At 40.1% G+C, this 16,566-nt stretch carries 14 protein-coding genes; all 14 read left to right on the top strand.

Going from position 1 to position 16,566, the window contains the following annotated elements; translation table 11 throughout:
* The 14 genes from rsmH to ACUNWD_RS07505 all read left to right on the top strand — a co-directional run bounded on the left by rsmH (position 1) and on the right by ACUNWD_RS07505 (position 16,426).
* Entirely contained in the window at positions 1 to 903 is a 903-nt protein-coding gene (gene rsmH, locus ACUNWD_RS07570; protein WP_445587187.1) for a 16S rRNA (cytosine(1402)-N(4))-methyltransferase RsmH, read from the top strand.
* The gene (locus tag ACUNWD_RS07565) at positions 900 to 1,271 is read left to right on the top strand and encodes an FtsL-like putative cell division protein (RefSeq protein WP_445587186.1); all 372 of its coding nucleotides are present in this window, start codon (positions 900 to 902) and stop codon (positions 1,269 to 1,271) included. Before rsmH ends, ACUNWD_RS07565 begins: the two co-directional genes overlap by 4 nt.
* Positions 1,268 to 3,385, top strand: coding sequence for a penicillin-binding protein (locus tag ACUNWD_RS07560; protein WP_445587185.1), 2,118 nt, complete (start codon positions 1,268 to 1,270; stop codon positions 3,383 to 3,385). The genes ACUNWD_RS07565 and ACUNWD_RS07560 overlap by 4 nt, the downstream gene beginning before the upstream one ends.
* Positions 3,385 to 4,842, top strand: coding sequence for a UDP-N-acetylmuramoyl-L-alanyl-D-glutamate--2,6-diaminopimelate ligase (locus tag ACUNWD_RS07555; protein WP_445587184.1), 1,458 nt, complete (start codon positions 3,385 to 3,387; stop codon positions 4,840 to 4,842). The genes ACUNWD_RS07560 and ACUNWD_RS07555 overlap by 1 nt, the downstream gene beginning before the upstream one ends.
* Before the next feature lie 12 nt (positions 4,843 to 4,854).
* Positions 4,855 to 6,105, top strand: coding sequence for a phospho-N-acetylmuramoyl-pentapeptide-transferase (mraY, locus tag ACUNWD_RS07550; RefSeq protein ID WP_445587183.1), 1,251 nt, complete (start codon positions 4,855 to 4,857; stop codon positions 6,103 to 6,105).
* Between the two features lies 1 nt (position 6,106).
* Positions 6,107 to 7,444, top strand: coding sequence for a UDP-N-acetylmuramoyl-L-alanine--D-glutamate ligase (murD, locus tag ACUNWD_RS07545; protein ID WP_445587182.1), 1,338 nt, complete (start codon positions 6,107 to 6,109; stop codon positions 7,442 to 7,444).
* A 1-nt stretch (position 7,445) separates the two neighbouring features.
* Positions 7,446 to 8,648, top strand: a complete 1,203-nt coding sequence (locus ACUNWD_RS07540; RefSeq protein WP_445587181.1) for an FtsW/RodA/SpoVE family cell cycle protein — start codon at positions 7,446 to 7,448, stop codon at positions 8,646 to 8,648.
* The gene (gene murG, locus ACUNWD_RS07535) at positions 8,649 to 9,752 is read left to right on the top strand and encodes an undecaprenyldiphospho-muramoylpentapeptide beta-N-acetylglucosaminyltransferase (RefSeq protein WP_445587180.1); all 1,104 of its coding nucleotides are present in this window, start codon (positions 8,649 to 8,651) and stop codon (positions 9,750 to 9,752) included.
* A gap of 5 nt (positions 9,753 to 9,757) precedes the next feature.
* A complete protein-coding gene (gene murC, locus ACUNWD_RS07530; RefSeq protein ID WP_445587179.1) occupies positions 9,758 to 11,134 on the top strand; it encodes a UDP-N-acetylmuramate--L-alanine ligase in 1,377 nt (458 codons plus the stop codon).
* Positions 11,127 to 11,876 (top strand): cell division protein FtsQ/DivIB, encoded by a 750-nt coding sequence (locus ACUNWD_RS07525; protein WP_445587178.1) that lies wholly within the window; start codon positions 11,127 to 11,129, stop codon positions 11,874 to 11,876. The genes murC and ACUNWD_RS07525 overlap by 8 nt, the downstream gene beginning before the upstream one ends.
* Before the next feature lie 5 nt (positions 11,877 to 11,881).
* Positions 11,882 to 13,180, top strand: coding sequence for a cell division protein FtsA (gene ftsA, locus ACUNWD_RS07520; RefSeq protein WP_445587177.1), 1,299 nt, complete (start codon positions 11,882 to 11,884; stop codon positions 13,178 to 13,180).
* A gap of 20 nt (positions 13,181 to 13,200) precedes the next feature.
* Positions 13,201 to 14,469, top strand: a complete 1,269-nt coding sequence (gene ftsZ, locus ACUNWD_RS07515) for a cell division protein FtsZ (RefSeq protein WP_445587176.1) — start codon at positions 13,201 to 13,203, stop codon at positions 14,467 to 14,469.
* Between the two features lie 10 nt (positions 14,470 to 14,479).
* Positions 14,480 to 15,898 (top strand): cell division protein FtsZ, encoded by a 1,419-nt coding sequence (gene ftsZ / locus ACUNWD_RS07510; RefSeq protein ID WP_445587175.1) that lies wholly within the window; start codon positions 14,480 to 14,482, stop codon positions 15,896 to 15,898.
* Positions 15,899 to 15,976: 78 nt separating this feature from the next.
* Complete coding sequence (locus tag ACUNWD_RS07505) at positions 15,977 to 16,426, top strand: GatB/YqeY domain-containing protein (protein WP_445587174.1); 450 nt, start codon at positions 15,977 to 15,979, stop codon at positions 16,424 to 16,426.
* The last annotated feature ends 140 nt before the right edge of the window (positions 16,427 to 16,566 follow it).

Below are 16,566 nucleotides of genomic sequence, written 5' to 3'. Positions count from 1 at the left end.
GTGGATCAAATTTACCACATACCGGTTTTATTGAATGAAAGCATCGACGGGCTGAACATTCAAAAGGATGGCGACTATGTTGATGTCACCTTTGGAGGGGGCGGTCACTCTCGTGAAATAATGAGTCGTTTGGAGAACGGTCGTTTGTTTGGCTTCGATCAGGATGAGGATGCTGCTGCAAATGCATTTGATGATCCACGGTTTATTTTCATTAGGCACAACTTTAAATACATCCGGAATTTCCTTCGATATAATGGAGTTGAAAAGGTTGATGGAATTTTGGCAGACCTTGGTGTTTCGTCTCATGATTTTGATGTGGCAGAACGTGGCTTCTCTTTTCGTTTCTCCGGTGATTTGGATATGCGAATGAATCGTGATGCAAAAATGACCGCCTCTCAAATTGTCAATGAATATGATGAAGAAAAGCTAATTCGGGTTTTTAAAGAATACGGTGAGGTTAAAAATGCTTATCGGTTGGTAAAAACCATTACGGCAGCGAGGCTGCAGAAACCAATAAAAACAATCGATCAGTTCAAAAATGTAATTGCTGTTTGTGTTCCAAAGAAACATGAAACAAAATATTTGGCAAGGGTTTTTCAGGCACTTCGTATTGAAACCAATCAGGAGTTGGAAGTATTGAAAGACTTTTTGGAACAAAGTGCTGAGTTGTTAAAGCCGGGTGGTCGGTTGGTGGTGATCACTTATCATTCATTAGAAGATCGCTTGGTAAAGAATTTTATACGTTCAGGAAATTTTGAGGGCAAGTTGGAGAAAGATTTTTACGGAAATATAAGTTCCGGATTAACGGCAGTAAACCGTAAGGTGATTATTCCTGATGAAAACGAAATTGAGAGAAATCCAAGGGCGAGAAGTGCAAAGCTGAGAATTGCTGAAAAAGTATGAGCGAGGAACCAAAAAATAAAGGAAAGGGGAAAAAAGTACGAGGTGGATTAAAATCTCTACTTGGTGGAAGTTTGCTTGCCAATGAAAAGGTGATCAAACAAATACCCTTTGTGTTCTTTCTTGGTTTGCTCGGTATATTAATTATATCAAACCGTTATTGGTCGGAAAAGACTATTCGCAAAATGGAGACTGTTCAGGATTCAATCAAAGAATTGAAGGCCGAGTCAATTACTTATGAAACAGAATTGATGAGGATGAACAGGCCAACCGAAATCACCAATAAAGTAAAGTCAAGTGGGTTGGATTTAGTTGAACCTAAAGAGCCAGCCAGAAAGTTAAAAGTTGAAAAGTTAGAAGAAGATAAATGAAAATTAGAAAAGACATAATTACCCGCTTTGGGATTATTTATTTTCTGGCTGTGTTGATGGGTGTCATCATCGTGGTTAAGATTTTCATTATTCAAACGGTAGATACAGAGAAGTGGAAGCAAACAGCAAAAGACTTGCGAACAAATACTTCCGAAATTCAAGCGAAGAGAGGGAATATTTGTGCTGATGATGGTAGCATTCTTGCAACTTCAGTTCCATATTTTGAATTAAGAATGGATCTCAAAGCACCCCGGGTATTGCGAGTTTTTGCAGATCAGGCAGATGAATTCTCTTTGGAAGTGGCGAAGTTTTTTGGGGTTTCAAAGTATCAATTTAAACAACGTTTAAGTCGGGATTCTAAAAAGGGCAATCGCTGGTTTTTAATCCATCCAGATAAAGTTAACTACAACGAACTGCAAAAATTTAAAAAACTGGAAACGTTAAAACGTACTTCGTTTGGAGCGGGGTTGATCGTGGTTCGTGAAAGTGAGCGAGTCTTGCCGCATGGAGATATGGCTAGTCGAACTATTGGTACATTAAATAAAGGTGCCTATGGCGGAATTCATGGAAACATTGGATATTCTGGCATTGAAGGTTTGATGGAAGGCTATTTAAGTGGTGAAAATGGAATGGCACTTAAGAGAAACTATTCCGGTCACTGGATTGATGTGCCAATAACTGAACCTAAGGATGGAAGTGATGTGATTACTACTCTGAATGTAAATCTCCAGGATTTCACACAAAATGCTTTACAAAAACAAATGGACGTATCGCAGGCTGAATGGGGGACAGCCATTGTGATGGAGGTGAAAACAGGAGAGATTAAAGCAATTGCTAATCTTGGAAAACGAAAAGATGGGAATTACTCGGAAACGTACAATTTTGCACTGGGCCATGCTGGCTGTAGTGAGCCCGGGTCTACCTTTAAGTTGGTTTCGATGATGGTGGCAATGGAACATGGTTACGTGGATACCATGGATGTTTTTGACACAGGAAACGGAGTTTGGGACTATCGTGGGCAAACTATTTATGACAGCGATTGGCGGTATGGCGGACATGGTAAACTTTCTATGAAAGATATTTTCAAGTTGTCTTCGAATGTTGGCGTTGCAAAAATTATTACCAAGTTTTATGAAGGTCATGAGGAAGATTACATAGACCGGGTATACAATTTTGGATTAAATAAACAATTAGGACTTGGCTTTGCTGGAGAGGGAGTCCCATATATTAAATACCCTGGAGACAAAGTTTGGTGGGGACCGTCTCTTGCATGGATTTCTTATGGATATGAAATCAAGCTTACACCGCTTCAGACTCTCACATTTTATAATGCCGTTGCCAATGATGGTAAGATGGTGAAACCAAAATTTGTAAAAGAAGTTCGTGAGAATGGAATTCTGGTGAAAGAATTTAAAACTGAAGTTCTAAATCCTTCAATCTGCTCAAAAGGAACTTTAAAGAAAGCGCAGGCTTTATTAGAGGCTGTTTGTATAGATGGAACTGGTAAATCATTAAATAATCCGCACTTCCCGATTGCCGGAAAGACTGGAACTGCCCAGGTCGCTTATAATAATGAAGGTTACTCAAAAGACGGACGGAAAAATTATCAGGCTTCGTTTGCCGGGTATTTTCCAGCGGATGATCCTCAATATACTTGTGTGGTTGTAATTGTTGGACCCCAAGGAAAATATTATGGTGCATCAGTTGCAGGTCCTGTTTTTGAAGAAGTTGTTGGGAAAGTATATGCTTCTTTTCTTGATCCTCGCATTCCTGAAGAAGAAATGATTGCAGAAGCGCCAGTTGTTAAACCTGGATTTGCTGAAGATATATTGAGAACAGCAGATGAACTAGATCTTGACATTCCGGAGGAAAAGGCAAATTCAACGTTCATTAAAGTAAATTCTGATCAGGATAACCTGGATATCTCACAGCTTACTATTCAGGAAGGCTTAGTGCCTGATGTTCGTGGAATGGGAAGTCGCGATGCTCTTTACCTGTTAGAAAATTCTGGCTTAAAAGTTAAAATGAAGGGAATTGGAAAAGTACGGAAACAATCGTTGCCGGCAGGAAATAAAATTAGAAAAGGTCAAACTATATATATCGATTTAGGTTGATGAAGTTATTGAAAGACATATTAGAAGGGCTGGATGTTGAATTGGTCAATGGGGATTTGTCTGTTGAGATAAATCAGGTTCATTTTGATTCCAGAAATGTGAAGGCGGGTGATGTCTTCGTCGCAGTTCCTGGAACTCATGTTGATGGGCATCGCTATATTAATAAAGCAATAGCAAGTGGTGCAATAGCTGTTGTTGCTGAAAAGTTTGAGGATGTTGAGGCGAAAAATGTATCACTTGTAAAAATGGAAGATACCGCGAAAGCTCTTGGGCAAATCGCTGGTAATTTTTATGAGAATCCATCTTCTAAATTGAAAGTAGTTGGTGTTACTGGAACCAACGGAAAAACAACAATCGCTACTTTATTATATAAGATGTATCGTGAGTTGGGTTACAAGGCTGGATTAATATCCACAATTAAATATTATGTGGACGAGAACGAATTACCTGCAACCCACACGACACCTGATGCAATTCAAATTCAATCTTTAATGGCAAAAATGGTGGAGGCCGGATGTGAATACTGTTTCATGGAAGTAAGCTCACACGCTATTGATCAGGATCGAATTGAAGGAATTGAATTTGATGGCGGGATTTTCACCAATCTGACACACGACCATTTAGATTATCACAAAACATTCGCTGAGTACTTAAAGGCAAAGAAGAAATTCTTTGACTTGTTACCCGCCACTGCTTTTGCATTGAGCAATGCTGATGATAAAAATGGGATGGTGATGCTTCAGAATACCAAGGCGAAAAAGAAAACATATGCTTTGAAATCATTGGCTGATTATAAATGCAAAGTCATTGAAAAACATCTGGACGGTATGCTTCTGAGTATTGAAGGTATGGAGGTGTGGACGCACTTTTCAGGAATCTTCAATGCATATAATTTGATGGCTGTATTTGCTACTGCCGTTTTGCTGGGTGAAGAAGTTGACGAAGTTTTGCCAGTGATCAGTGCTTTAAAACCAGTTGCAGGGAGATTTGAAATCTTGCGTTCTCCTGATGGAAAGTATGCCATTGTTGATTATGCACATACACCGGATGCTTTGAAGAATGTATTGAGTGGAATTGCTGAGATACGAACTGGCAACGAGCAGGTAATTACCGTTGTCGGTGCTGGAGGAGATCGTGATAAAACAAAACGACCAGTAATGGCACAGGAAGCCGTTTCGCAAAGTGATAAAGTAATTCTTACCTCTGATAATCCTCGAACAGAGGTGCCTGAGCAAATTATCACTGATATGGAAGTTGGAGTGGAGGCTCATCAAAAAAGCAAAGTGCTTTCCATAGTTAACCGGCGAGAAGCTATTCGGACAGCTTGCATGCTGGCACAGCCTGGAGATATTATTTTGATTGCAGGTAAGGGGCATGAAGATTATCAGGAGATCAATGGTGTGAAGCATCATTTTGATGACAAAGAAGTAATTAACGAACTGTTTAACGCAAATTAAAAAGATAAGGGAATGTTTTATTTATTGTATGAATGGCTAAAAGATTTTGATATTCCTGGATTGGGGATGATCCAGTATATTTCTTTCAGGTCAGCTGCAGCGATCATTACTTCACTACTAATTACCATGGGATTTGGTAAAAAGCTCATCGGCTTTTTACAAAAGAAGCAAATTGGTGAGGAAGTGCGTGATTTAGGATTGGAAGGTCAGCTGCAAAAGAAAGGAACTCCAACAATGGGAGGACTGATCATTTTAGCGTCCATTCTTATTCCTACGCTTTTATTTGCACAATTAAATAATACCTACATCCTATTAATGATTATTACCACTGCATGGCTGGGGATGATCGGTTTTATTGACGATTATATCAAGGTTTTCTTGAAAGATAAAGAAGGATTGGCAGGTAAATTTAAGATTCTGGGACAGGTTAGCTTAGGAGTCATTGTTGCATCAACAATGTATTTTGCTGAAGATGTGGTTGTTCGCGAGCGGGTTCGTAACAGCGAAGGTGAATTTGTTAAGCAGTTGGTTGTTGACAAGGAGAGCGGAGAGCAGCAGATTCATTTTGTAACAAAAGAGGTAAAATCTACCAGAACCACCTTGCCATTCATAAAAAATCATGAGTTTGACTATAAGTGGCCTATTGCTTTCATTGGCCCAAAAGCCGAATTCTGGCGATGGTTGGTTTATGCATTTGCAATTATCATCATCATAACAGCAGTTTCCAATGCTGCGAATCTCACGGATGGTATTGATGGGCTGGCAACTGGGACGTCGGCGATAAGCGGAGTAACTCTTGGAATATTGGCTTATGTGAGTGGTAACGTAATTTATGCCGATTATCTGAATATCATGTATATCCCCAATATCGGCGAAATGACAGTATTTATAGCAGCTTTTATTGGGGCAACCGTTGGATTTTTATGGTATAATTCTTATCCGGCACAGGTTTTCATGGGAGATACCGGTAGCTTGGCATTGGGTGGAATTCTTGCCGTTTTTGCTGTGGTAATTCGCAAAGAGATATTGATTCCGTTATTGTGTGGAATCTTCGTGATTGAGAATCTTTCAGTGGTCATTCAGGTGGCTTATTTCAAATATACCAGGAAGAAACATGGTGAAGGGCAGCGGGTCTTTTTAATGAGTCCGATTCACCATCACTATCAGAAAAAAGGCATTCCGGAAGCGAAAATTGTAACTCGCTTTTGGATTGTGGGAATTATGTTGGCGGTAATAACCATTATTACCTTAAAGATCAGGTAGGATGGCACAGTTTGCGGTTATACTGGGTGCCGGAGAGAGTGGAGTTGGGTCGGCCATTCTGGCTAAAAAACAGGGATTTGAAGTTCTTGTTTCTGATGCCGGGAAAGTGAAGGAAAAATACCGCGACGTTCTTTTAAAAAATGAAATAAAGTTTGAAGAGGAAAAACATTCTGAAGACTTAATTCTGGAGGCTGATTTGGTGATCAAAAGTCCGGGAATTCCGGATCATGCACCATTGGTTAAAGCACTTCATGTAAAAGGTATTACGGTAATTTCTGAAATTGAATTTGCAGGGAGGTATTGCAAAGCTAAAACCATATGCATTACCGGAAGTAATGGAAAAACAACCACCACCATGCTTACCTATCACTTGCTTAAAAACGCAGGATTAAATGTAGGATTGGCAGGAAATGTTGGGCACAGCTTTGCATGGCAGGTAGCCAATGAGAATTTCGACTATTATGTAATTGAACTGAGCAGTTTTCAGTTGGATGGAATGTTTGAATTCAAGGTTGATGTAGCAGTTTTACTGAATATCACACCAGATCATTTGGATCGATACGAATACAATTTTCAGAATTACATCGATTCGAAATTTAGGATCACACAAAATCAAACTGAAAATGATTTCTTCATTTACTGGGCAGAAGACCCGGTTATTCAGAGGGAAATAGATAAAAGAAGTATACCGGCAACATGCCTACCGTTCAGCTTGACTGAGCTAAAAGGTGATGGAGCAGGACTAAAAGGGGATCAACTAGTAATTAACAGGGAACAAAATTCATTCAATATGTCAATTTTTGATATTGCATTACAGGGTCAGCACAACACTTACAATTCCATGGCAGCAGGACTTGCCGGGATGGTGCTGAATATCAGGAACGAGAAAATCAGGGAAAGCCTTTCCAATTTTCAGGGAGTAGAGCACCGTTTGGAGCACTTTCTGAAAGTTCATGGAATCGCTTTTGTCAATGATTCTAAAGCAACCAATGTCAATTCAACCTGGTATGCACTGGAAAGTATCAACAAGCCAATTGTGTGGATTGTCGGTGGAGTTGACAAGGGAAACGATTACGAATCATTGAAAGGTTTGGTGAAGGAGAAGGTGAAAGCAATTGTTTGTCTTGGACTGGACAATAAAAAAATTATTGATGCTTTTTCAGATGTGATTCCGGATATTTTGGAAACTCATGACATGAAAGATGCGGTGCGTTCTGCATATTACCTGGCTAAAAATGGTGAAACTGTATTGTTGTCACCGGCTTGTGCCAGTTTTGACTTATTTGATAATTATGAAGATCGTGGTCGTCAATTTAAAATGGCTGTAAGGGAGTTATAGAATGGATTTCTCATTAGGAAAAATATTGAAAGGTGACCGTATTATTTGGGTGATTCTGGTGTTTTTATCACTGGCTTCATTATTGATTGTTTATAGTGCAACGGGAAGGTTGGCTTATAGACAGGCGGGAGGAAATACGGGTTACTACTTGATTCGTCAAATTGTTTTTATTCTCATTGGTTTTGGTTTGATGGCATTTTTAGTAAATATTATTCCTGTCAAGTTTTATTCATGGATTGCGCCTTTATTACTGATGGCAACTGCAGCTGCCCTGTTTGCAGCCATCATTCAGTACAAATTGACACCCTCTAAGCCTACTCCGAGATCCCTTGATTTAGGCTTTTTGAGTTTTCAGCCTGCCGAGCTTGCAAAAATCTCCTTAATCATGTTTGTAGCAAAAGTGCTTGGCAAAAGGCAAAAAACGTATGAAGACTTGAAGAAAGCCTTTATCTGGATCATGGGTGTAAGCGTTGGAATTTGTGGAATTATTTTTTACGGCGACATTTCTACTTCTGCCTTAATTTTTGGAAGTGTGATGGTTTTGATGTTAATAGGTCGAATCCCTATAAAACTATTGATGTTACCGGTTGTTGCAGGAATTCTGTTGTTAACCCTGGTGTATTTCACTGCTGATTATTTGCCGAGTTGGGCGGGGCGTGTACATACATTCAAGGAACGCATCGATGATTTTGTTTATGGTGATGATCAGGCGGAGCTTGGAATGACACAGGCAGATTATGCCAAACTGGCTATTTATGAAGGTGGTGTGTTTGGTAAAGGTCCCGGTGGGAGTGAAGTTAGTAATTACATGGAAGCTGCGTACAACGATTTCATTTATTCAATTATCATTGAAGAATATGGCTGGGTCGGAGGAATTGGTATTGCCATGCTATACCTCATCTTTTTATATCGGGGGGTGGTTATTGTCCGGCGATCGAATCGAACGTTTCCGGCATTTTTAACAGCCGGTTTGGTGTTGGTGATGGTTTTTCAGGCAATTATAAATATGGCGGTTTCCACGGGGGTGTTTCCTGTTACCGGACAGCCAATGCCATGGGTGAGTATGGGGGGGACTTCCACGCTCTTTACGGCAGCATCGTTTGGTATTATTTTATCAGTTAGCTATCAGAACCAAAAAGATAAAAAAGAAGTTGCAGAACAACCGGTCATGATTGACGTGCCGGATGAAGACGAAGAATTATAAATGAAAGAACTAAAAGTAGTCATAAGCGGAGGTGGAACCGGGGGGCATATTTTCCCGGCCTTGTCCATTGCCAATGAACTGAAAGCCCGTATACCGGAAGCCGACATTTTATTTGTTGGTGCTTTGGGGAAGATGGAGATGGAACGGGTGCCAGCTGCTGGCTATGAAATTGTTGGTTTACCAGTAATGGGATTGCCAAGGAAAGCATCTCTCAAGATATTCAAGTTTGCCTACATGCTCTATAAAAGTATGAGTAAGGCAAAAAAAGTAATTCGTGATTTTCAGCCAGATGTTGCTATAGGTGTGGGAGGTTTTGCAAGTGGACCTGTTTTAAAGGCTGCTGTGAAAAAAGGAATTCCGGCAGTGTTGCAGGAACAAAATTCTTACGCAGGTGTAACCAATAAGTTGTTATCTGCAAAGGTGAAAAAGATTTGTGTGGCATATCCAAATATGGAGCGTTATTTCCCAGCCGAAAAGCTGGTGTTGACAGGAAATCCTGTACGCCAAAATTTATTGGAGAAAGCAGATCAAAAAGAGGCTTTCCGGTTTTTTGACTTGGAAGAGAAGAAACCGGTTGTCTTGATTGTTGGTGGAAGTCTTGGTGCTCGCACGTTGAATGAGAGTGTGATGGCCAATTTGGAATTGATTGAAAAATCCGGTGTTCAGTTTATCTGGCAAACCGGGAAAATATATTACCAGGAATTGTTGGGAAGATTGGAAGGAAAGCAACCTGCTAATCTGAAACCTTTAGAATTTTTGTCAAGGATGGATTTGGCTTATCAGGCTGCTAATTTGGTTATTTCCAGGGCAGGGGCAGGAACTATTTCTGAGCTTTGCTTGTTGGGAAAAGCTTCCATATTGGTTCCATCACCTAATGTAGCTGAAGATCACCAAACAAAAAATGCGATGGCATTGGTTGATCAGGATGCAGCCATTTTAGTGAAAGACAGTAAAGCAAAAGAAAGTTTGATAGAGCAAACAATGAAACTGGTTGCGGACAAAGCAAAATTAGATTCTTTGTCGGCAAATTCATTAAAACTGGCAAAGCCAAATGCCACTAGCGAAATTATTGAAGTGATTTTAAAAGAAGTACAAAAAAGATGACAGGCTTGGATCAAATAAAGCAAATTTATTTTCTTGGTATCGGAGGAATCGGGATGAGTGCGCTGGCACGCTATTTTAAGCATGCTGGCTACATTGTTGCGGGTTATGACCGCACTGAGACTGAGTTAACTCGAGCTTTGGAAGAAGAAGATATTATTGTGCATTATGAAGATCGACCAGATTGGTTGTCTGAGTACCTTGTAAAAGATGTTTGTCTGGTTGTTTATACGCCTGCGGTTCCTGCAGACTTGGGTGAAAAAGTATTCCTTGAAGAAAATGGTTTTAAGTTGAAGAAGCGATCGGAAGTGTTGGGTTTGATTTGTGACCAGTCAAAATCGTGTGCAGTTGCAGGAACGCACGGTAAAACATCGGTTTCAACAATGCTGGCGCATATTTTATACCAATCATCGCTTGGTTGTACAGCATTTTTGGGAGGTATTTCAAAAAACTATAGAAGTAATTTACTCCTTAGTATTGAAAGTGAGTGGATAGTTGCCGAGGCCGATGAGTTTGATCGTTCATTTTTACGGTTGCATCCAAATCATGCGGTAATTACTTCAATGGATGCAGATCATCTGGATATTTATGGAAATCATGACGAGATTATAAAATCATTTAATGAGTTTGGTGGACAGGTGAAAGCTGGCGGATCATTGATTACTAAAAAAGGTCTTCCGGTAAATAAGGATAAAAACAGTGACGTTCAATATTATTCTTATTCGTTAAATGAAAAGGCAGACTTCTTTGTGGATGAACTGAGTTTGGTGGACGAGTCTTATCAATTTAATTTGATTCATCCAAAAGGAGTTATTCAGAATATTGGGTTGAATTATCCCGGGCTTATGAATGTGGAGAATGCCGTTGCCGCTTCTGCTTTGGCATTGCAAGCCGGAGTGAGTGATGAAGAGTTGAAAAAGGCTTTGTCAACTTACAGTGGTGTAAAACGAAGATTCGATATTCAGTTTCGCTCAGGGAAATATATTTTGATTGATGATTATGCGCATCATCCTGCAGAATTGAAAGCGACTATTTCGTCAGTAAAGGCGATGTTTCCTGATCGATATGTAACAGGCGTTTTTCAACCCCATTTGTATAGCCGAACGCAAGATTTTGCTAACGGATTTGCTGAAGAATTGGCGCAATTGGATGAAGTGGTTTTGCTGGATATTTATCCTGCCCGCGAAAAACCAATTGAAGGGGTGGAATCGAAATTGATATTTGATCAAATAGAAAATAATCATAAAAGTCTCATTAAAAAGAGTGAGCTAATAGATGTAGCCAGAGATTTTAAAGAAGGTGTGATTTTGATGATGGGAGCAGGCGATATTGATACATTGGTTGGACCACTTAAGAAAGTGATAGAAAAGAAAGACAATGCGTAAGCGAGTACTACATATTATAGTATTAATGGTGATCGGGGTGATCCTGATTATTTCACTTGCTTTTTCAACTGGTGAATTATCTAAAGTAAAATGTACAGGTGTAACGGTTCTTATCAAGGATGGATCTCCTCGTTTTTTAGATGAAGAAGAGATCACAAATCTAATTAAGAAGACAGATGCTAATTTATTAGAGAAAAAACTGAGTGACATCAATACCAATGAATTGGAAGAGAAGTTGAGTCAGGTGGGTTCAATTCGTAAAATAGAAGTCTTCAGACATATTAGCGGTGAAAGTCTCAATTTCAAAGGATCTATCATTGCAGAAGTAGAACAGCGTAATCCAATTGTGCGGGTTATGAGCGGAAATGATGATTATTATTTGGATGTTGAAGGAGTTAAAATAGACCAAACAAATAAGTTCACGGCGAAGGTGTTGGTTGCAAATGGCAGTATTTCGCAAAAATTCGCAAAGGAAGAGCTTCTGTCAATCGTGAGGTTTATTGATGAAAATGAATTTTGGAAAGCTCAGATCGAGCAGATTTATGTAGAGAATGATGGGGAGTTGATTCTGGTTCCCCAGGTGGGTGATCAATTAATTGAGTTTGGCAATTCTGAGGACTTCCAGAAGAAGTTTAGAAATCTGAAAGCGTTATACCAACAGGTATTTTCAATATCTGGTTGGACGCATTATAAAAATATAAGTTTAAAATATCAGAATCAGGTTGTTTGTACTAAAAAATAAAGCTTATGGGCAAGAGCGATAAAATAGTAACAGCAGTTGACGTAGGTACCACCAAAGTTGTAGTGGTAGCCGGTAGAAAAACTGAAGAAGGAAAGGTTGAAGTGCTTGGTTATGGAAAAGCGCGGTCAATGGGTGTGAAACGGGGAATTGTTTTAAATATTGAAGAAGCCTTTTCCGCGATTCATGAAGCTGTTCGTCAGGCAGAAGATATGTTTGATGGAGACATTGATCAGGTGTATGTAAATATTGCTGGTCAACATTTGAAAACGATATCTTCAAAGGCGGAAAAGTATGTTGGAGAAAGTCGAATTGTTTCGGAGGAAGATGTCGATGCCCTGTTCGAGATTGCCCGACGGGTAGAGATGCCTGAAGGATTTAAGATTTATCATACCTGCCCACAGTTGTTTTCTATCGACCATGAGATTGGAATACCCAATCCGGTTGGAATTACTGGTGAAAAATTACAAGCTGATTTTAAATTGCTCGCGGCACCAGAGGTTTATGAGAATAACCTCAAACTATGTTTTGAGCGTGCCGCTATTCAGGTGAAAAAAACAATGGTGGACCCATTGGCATCGTCGGAAATCTTACTTTCTGATGATGAAAAAGAAGCAGGTGTTATTCTCGTTGATATTGGTGGAGGAACAACAAAAGTGGCGGTTTATCTGGATGGTGTACTGGCCTACTCGTTCCTGATTCCTTTCGGTGGGAATGTAATCACTCATGATATAAAAGAGGGCTGTTCAATTCTTGCCAGACAGGCCGAATCGTTGAAGGTGCAGTTTGGGCAAGCAATGGGCGATTTTGCCCCGGAAGATAAAGTGGTGACTATTCCTGGAATCTCAGGATGGGAACCTAAGGAAATTTCATTTAAAAGTCTGGCATTCATTATTCAGGCCCGGATGGAAGAAATTATTGATGCTTTCTTTTATCAGATTGAAAGTACTGGCTGCCTGGATAAGGTTGGTGCTGGTATTGTTCTAACAGGAGGCAGTGCGTTAATGCCAAACTTAAGTCAGCTAATCAAATTTAGAACAGGTATGGATGTGAGGAAAGGTATTCCTCGCTTACATTTGGATGACCATTGGAAACCACTGGAAGATCCACGAAATGCGACTGTTTTAGGTTTATTCTTCACGGCCTTAAATGATGCTGCAGAAGAAAACGAAAAGGAATTTTTCTTTAAAAAGAAGAAAAAGAAAACACGAACGACTCAGCCTGGAATCTTTGCTCAAATGAGGAAGGAAGTTGCACGCCAGGTTACACTGTTCTTTGAAGATGAACAGGATACGGAAATGTTTTAATTAATACAAAATCCTCGTGTATGGAGGACATTTTAAATTTTGGGTTAGAGCAGTCAAAGTCTTCAATTATTAAAGTAATTGGAGTGGGTGGTGGAGGCTGTAATGCGGTTAATCACATGCTTGAAGAGGGAATCGAAGGTGTTGATTTTCTCATCTGCAATACGGATGCGCAAGCAATGCGAAATAGTCCGGTTCCTATCAAAATTCAACTTGGGGTTACCCTTACTGAAGGACGTGGTGCCGGCAATATGCCACAACAAGGTGAGCAGGCGGCCATTGAAAATTTGGAAGATATCAGGTTGGTATTGGAAGGTGCTACCAAAATGCTTTTTATCACAGCCGGACTAGGTGGTGGAACCGGAACTGGTGCCGCACCTGTTATTGCTGAACTGGCAAGAGAGATGGATATCTTGACTATCGCGGTTGTAACCGTACCGTCGCCAGCAGAAGGTCGTCGGCGTTTTGATCAGGCATTGGAAGGCGTAGAGAAGCTGAAAGATCAGGTAGATAGTTTGTTGGTAATAAGCAACGAAAAGCTGCATAAAATTTATGGTGACTTACCTGCTTCAAAAGCGTTTAAGAAGGCTGATAATATTTTGGCAACTGCTGTAAAAGGTGTAGCTGAGATCATCACGCTTCATGGTAATATCAACATTGATTATGCCGATGTGAATACGGTCATGTCTCAAAGCAAGGTATTCATCATGGGAACGGGTATTTCTGAAGGAGATGGTCGCGCAATGGATGCCGTTCAAGCAGCATTGGAGTCGCCCCTGTTGGATAGCAATGATATCTACGGGTCGAAAGATATTTTGCTTAATATCTCGTCTGGAAGTAATGAAATCACTATGGGTGAAATTGGCGATATCATTGAGTTTCTTCAGGAAAAGGCAGGGCAAGACGCCAATATTATATGGGGGAATGGCATCGACCAAAAGTTAGGTGAGAAAATTAGCGTCACCATCATTGCCACCCGATTTGATAAAAATCCGAATAGTCTGTTGCAGAAGCAAGAGCCCAAAGAGGAGTTTGTTTTAAGCAATGAGACATTCAATATAAACCTCGACGATGAAACTGACGAAGAACTGATTGAGGTAGAAGCAGAAGAAAAAATGTACTCTGAGCCAATAAAATCCGAGTCAACACCTGTGAATAGGAAAAAGAATCGGAGAAAGGAAGAGCTGGTAACTGATCAATTTAAAGATACAGAGAAAGTTGATAGCTGGTTTCAACGCCAGTTTAATAAATTCTTTGATGATCAGGATGAAACAATAAATGATAATGATTAAGAATTAGCGTATGTCAAGCGATATTATGAATTTCGATTTAGATAAATCCTCTGGTACAATTATTAAAGTAATTGGTGTTGGAGGCGGTGGCGGAAACGCCGTGAACCATATGTTTCAACAAGGGATTAAGGATGTGGGATTTATGCTGTGTAATACCGACGCACAGGCTTTGAAGAACAGTCCTGTTCCACTAAAAATTCAATTGGGCGAATCTCTTACGGAAGGGCGAGGCGCTGGGAACAAACCCGAAATTGGGCGTGACGCAGCCATTGAGAACATTGAAGATGTGAAAAAGATGTTGGAGAAGTCAACGAAAATGGTATTTATAACTGCAGGAATGGGTGGCGGAACGGGAACTGGTGCTGCACCAGTTATCGCTGAAGCATGCAAGGAGCTGGGGCTGCTCACTGTGGGTATTGTTACCCTGCCTTTCCGTAATGAAGGTCGTCGGAGAATTAAACAGGCAATTGATGGAATCGCATCTTTGGAAGGACATGTTGATTCCTTGTTGGTGATCAATAACGAGCGCATTCGTGAGATGTACGGTGATTTTAAAATTTCAGAGGCGTTTGCTAAAGCTGATAATGTCTTAACAACAGCAGCTAAGGGGATCGCTGAAATTATTACTGTTGCGGGATATATCAATGTTGACTTTGCTGATGTGGAAACAGTTATGCGCACCAGCGGTGTCGCTGTGATGGGATCTGCTACAGCAGAAGGTGAGGACCGTGCAATGAGAGCGGTTGAGGAAGCTTTAAATTCACCATTGTTGAATAATAATGACATTCACGGAGCTCGAAATATTTTGCTTAATATCACATCAGGCGGAGAGGAAATTACGATGGATGAGATTGGCGAAATTACTGATTACATACAGGCAAAAGCCGGGCATGATGCTGATTTAATTTGGGGAAATGGAGTTGATGAAGCTTTAGGTGACAAGGTTTCTGTTACAGTTATAGCCACGGGATTTAGTGTCACCAGTATTCCCGAGATGATGGCTGCCCGTAAGGTGGAGAAAACATATCATACGTTGGTTGATGATCCACAGCCAAAACCGGCTCCAAAGGCTGCTCCAAAACCGAAGGTTCCAACGAGTGGTGATACTGGTTCTTCTTCATCTAATCAGCGCACTTTTGAGTTTGATATTAATTCATCGCCTAAAGATGAATTTGAAGACTTGTACGGAAAACCAAAAACTCACAGTGAGGAAGAATCTTTCTCAATAAAGATGGATTATTCTGTTTCGACTGATGAGCAAGTTGATGAACTGGAAAACATTCCGGCATATCGTCGCAAGAAAGTGAATATTCAGAGTATGCGTAAGAAATTTGAAGAGCGTTTTAGTCGCTTCTCTTTATCTCCTGATGAGGAAGATAAAACGGTTCTTCGTGATAACAACTCTTATTTGCATGATAATGTAGATTAGTCGTTTCTGGCAAACGTTATTTTGCTTGTCAGCTGGCTATGGAATTTTTAATTAGAATTTGAAATAAAAAACAATAACATGAGTTTATTTGATCAAGTAAATGAAGATATGAAAGCAGCCATGAAGGCTCGCGAAAAAGAAAAACTGGAAGCAATCCGTGGAATTAAGAAAGTTCTGTTGGAGGCGAAAACAGCAAAAGGTGCTTCTTCTGAGCTAAGTGATGATGAAGTAATTAAAGTCATCCAAAAACTGGCAAAGCAAGGACGCGATTCTGCAAACATCTACAAAGATCAAGGGAGAGAAGATTTATATAGCCAGGAAATGGTGCAGGTTGAGGTCTTTGAAAAGTATCTGCCAGAAAAAATGAGTGATGAAAATTTGACTGCTGCTATTAAAACCATTATTGAATCAGTTGGTGCAACAAGCATGAAAGATATGGGGAAGGTAATGGGGCTCGCTAGTAAAAATCTTGCAGGCAAAGCGGATGGCAAAGACATTGCTGATAAGGTAAAATCCCTATTGAGTTAATCAATTAATCAATCAATTCGATAGTACACGAGCGAAGGCCTTGAGCTTCGTGATTTAGGGAAAGAAGAGGCTGTCTCAAAAGAGATGGCCTCTTTTTATTTTCAGCGAAGAGTGGGAAAAAGATTGAAAGTTATCAATCT

It is taken from the genome of Sunxiuqinia sp. A32, from assembly GCF_052690465.1.
Note: the sequence above shows the minus strand (reverse complement) of the source record. Positions and strands in the feature narration are given on the sequence as shown.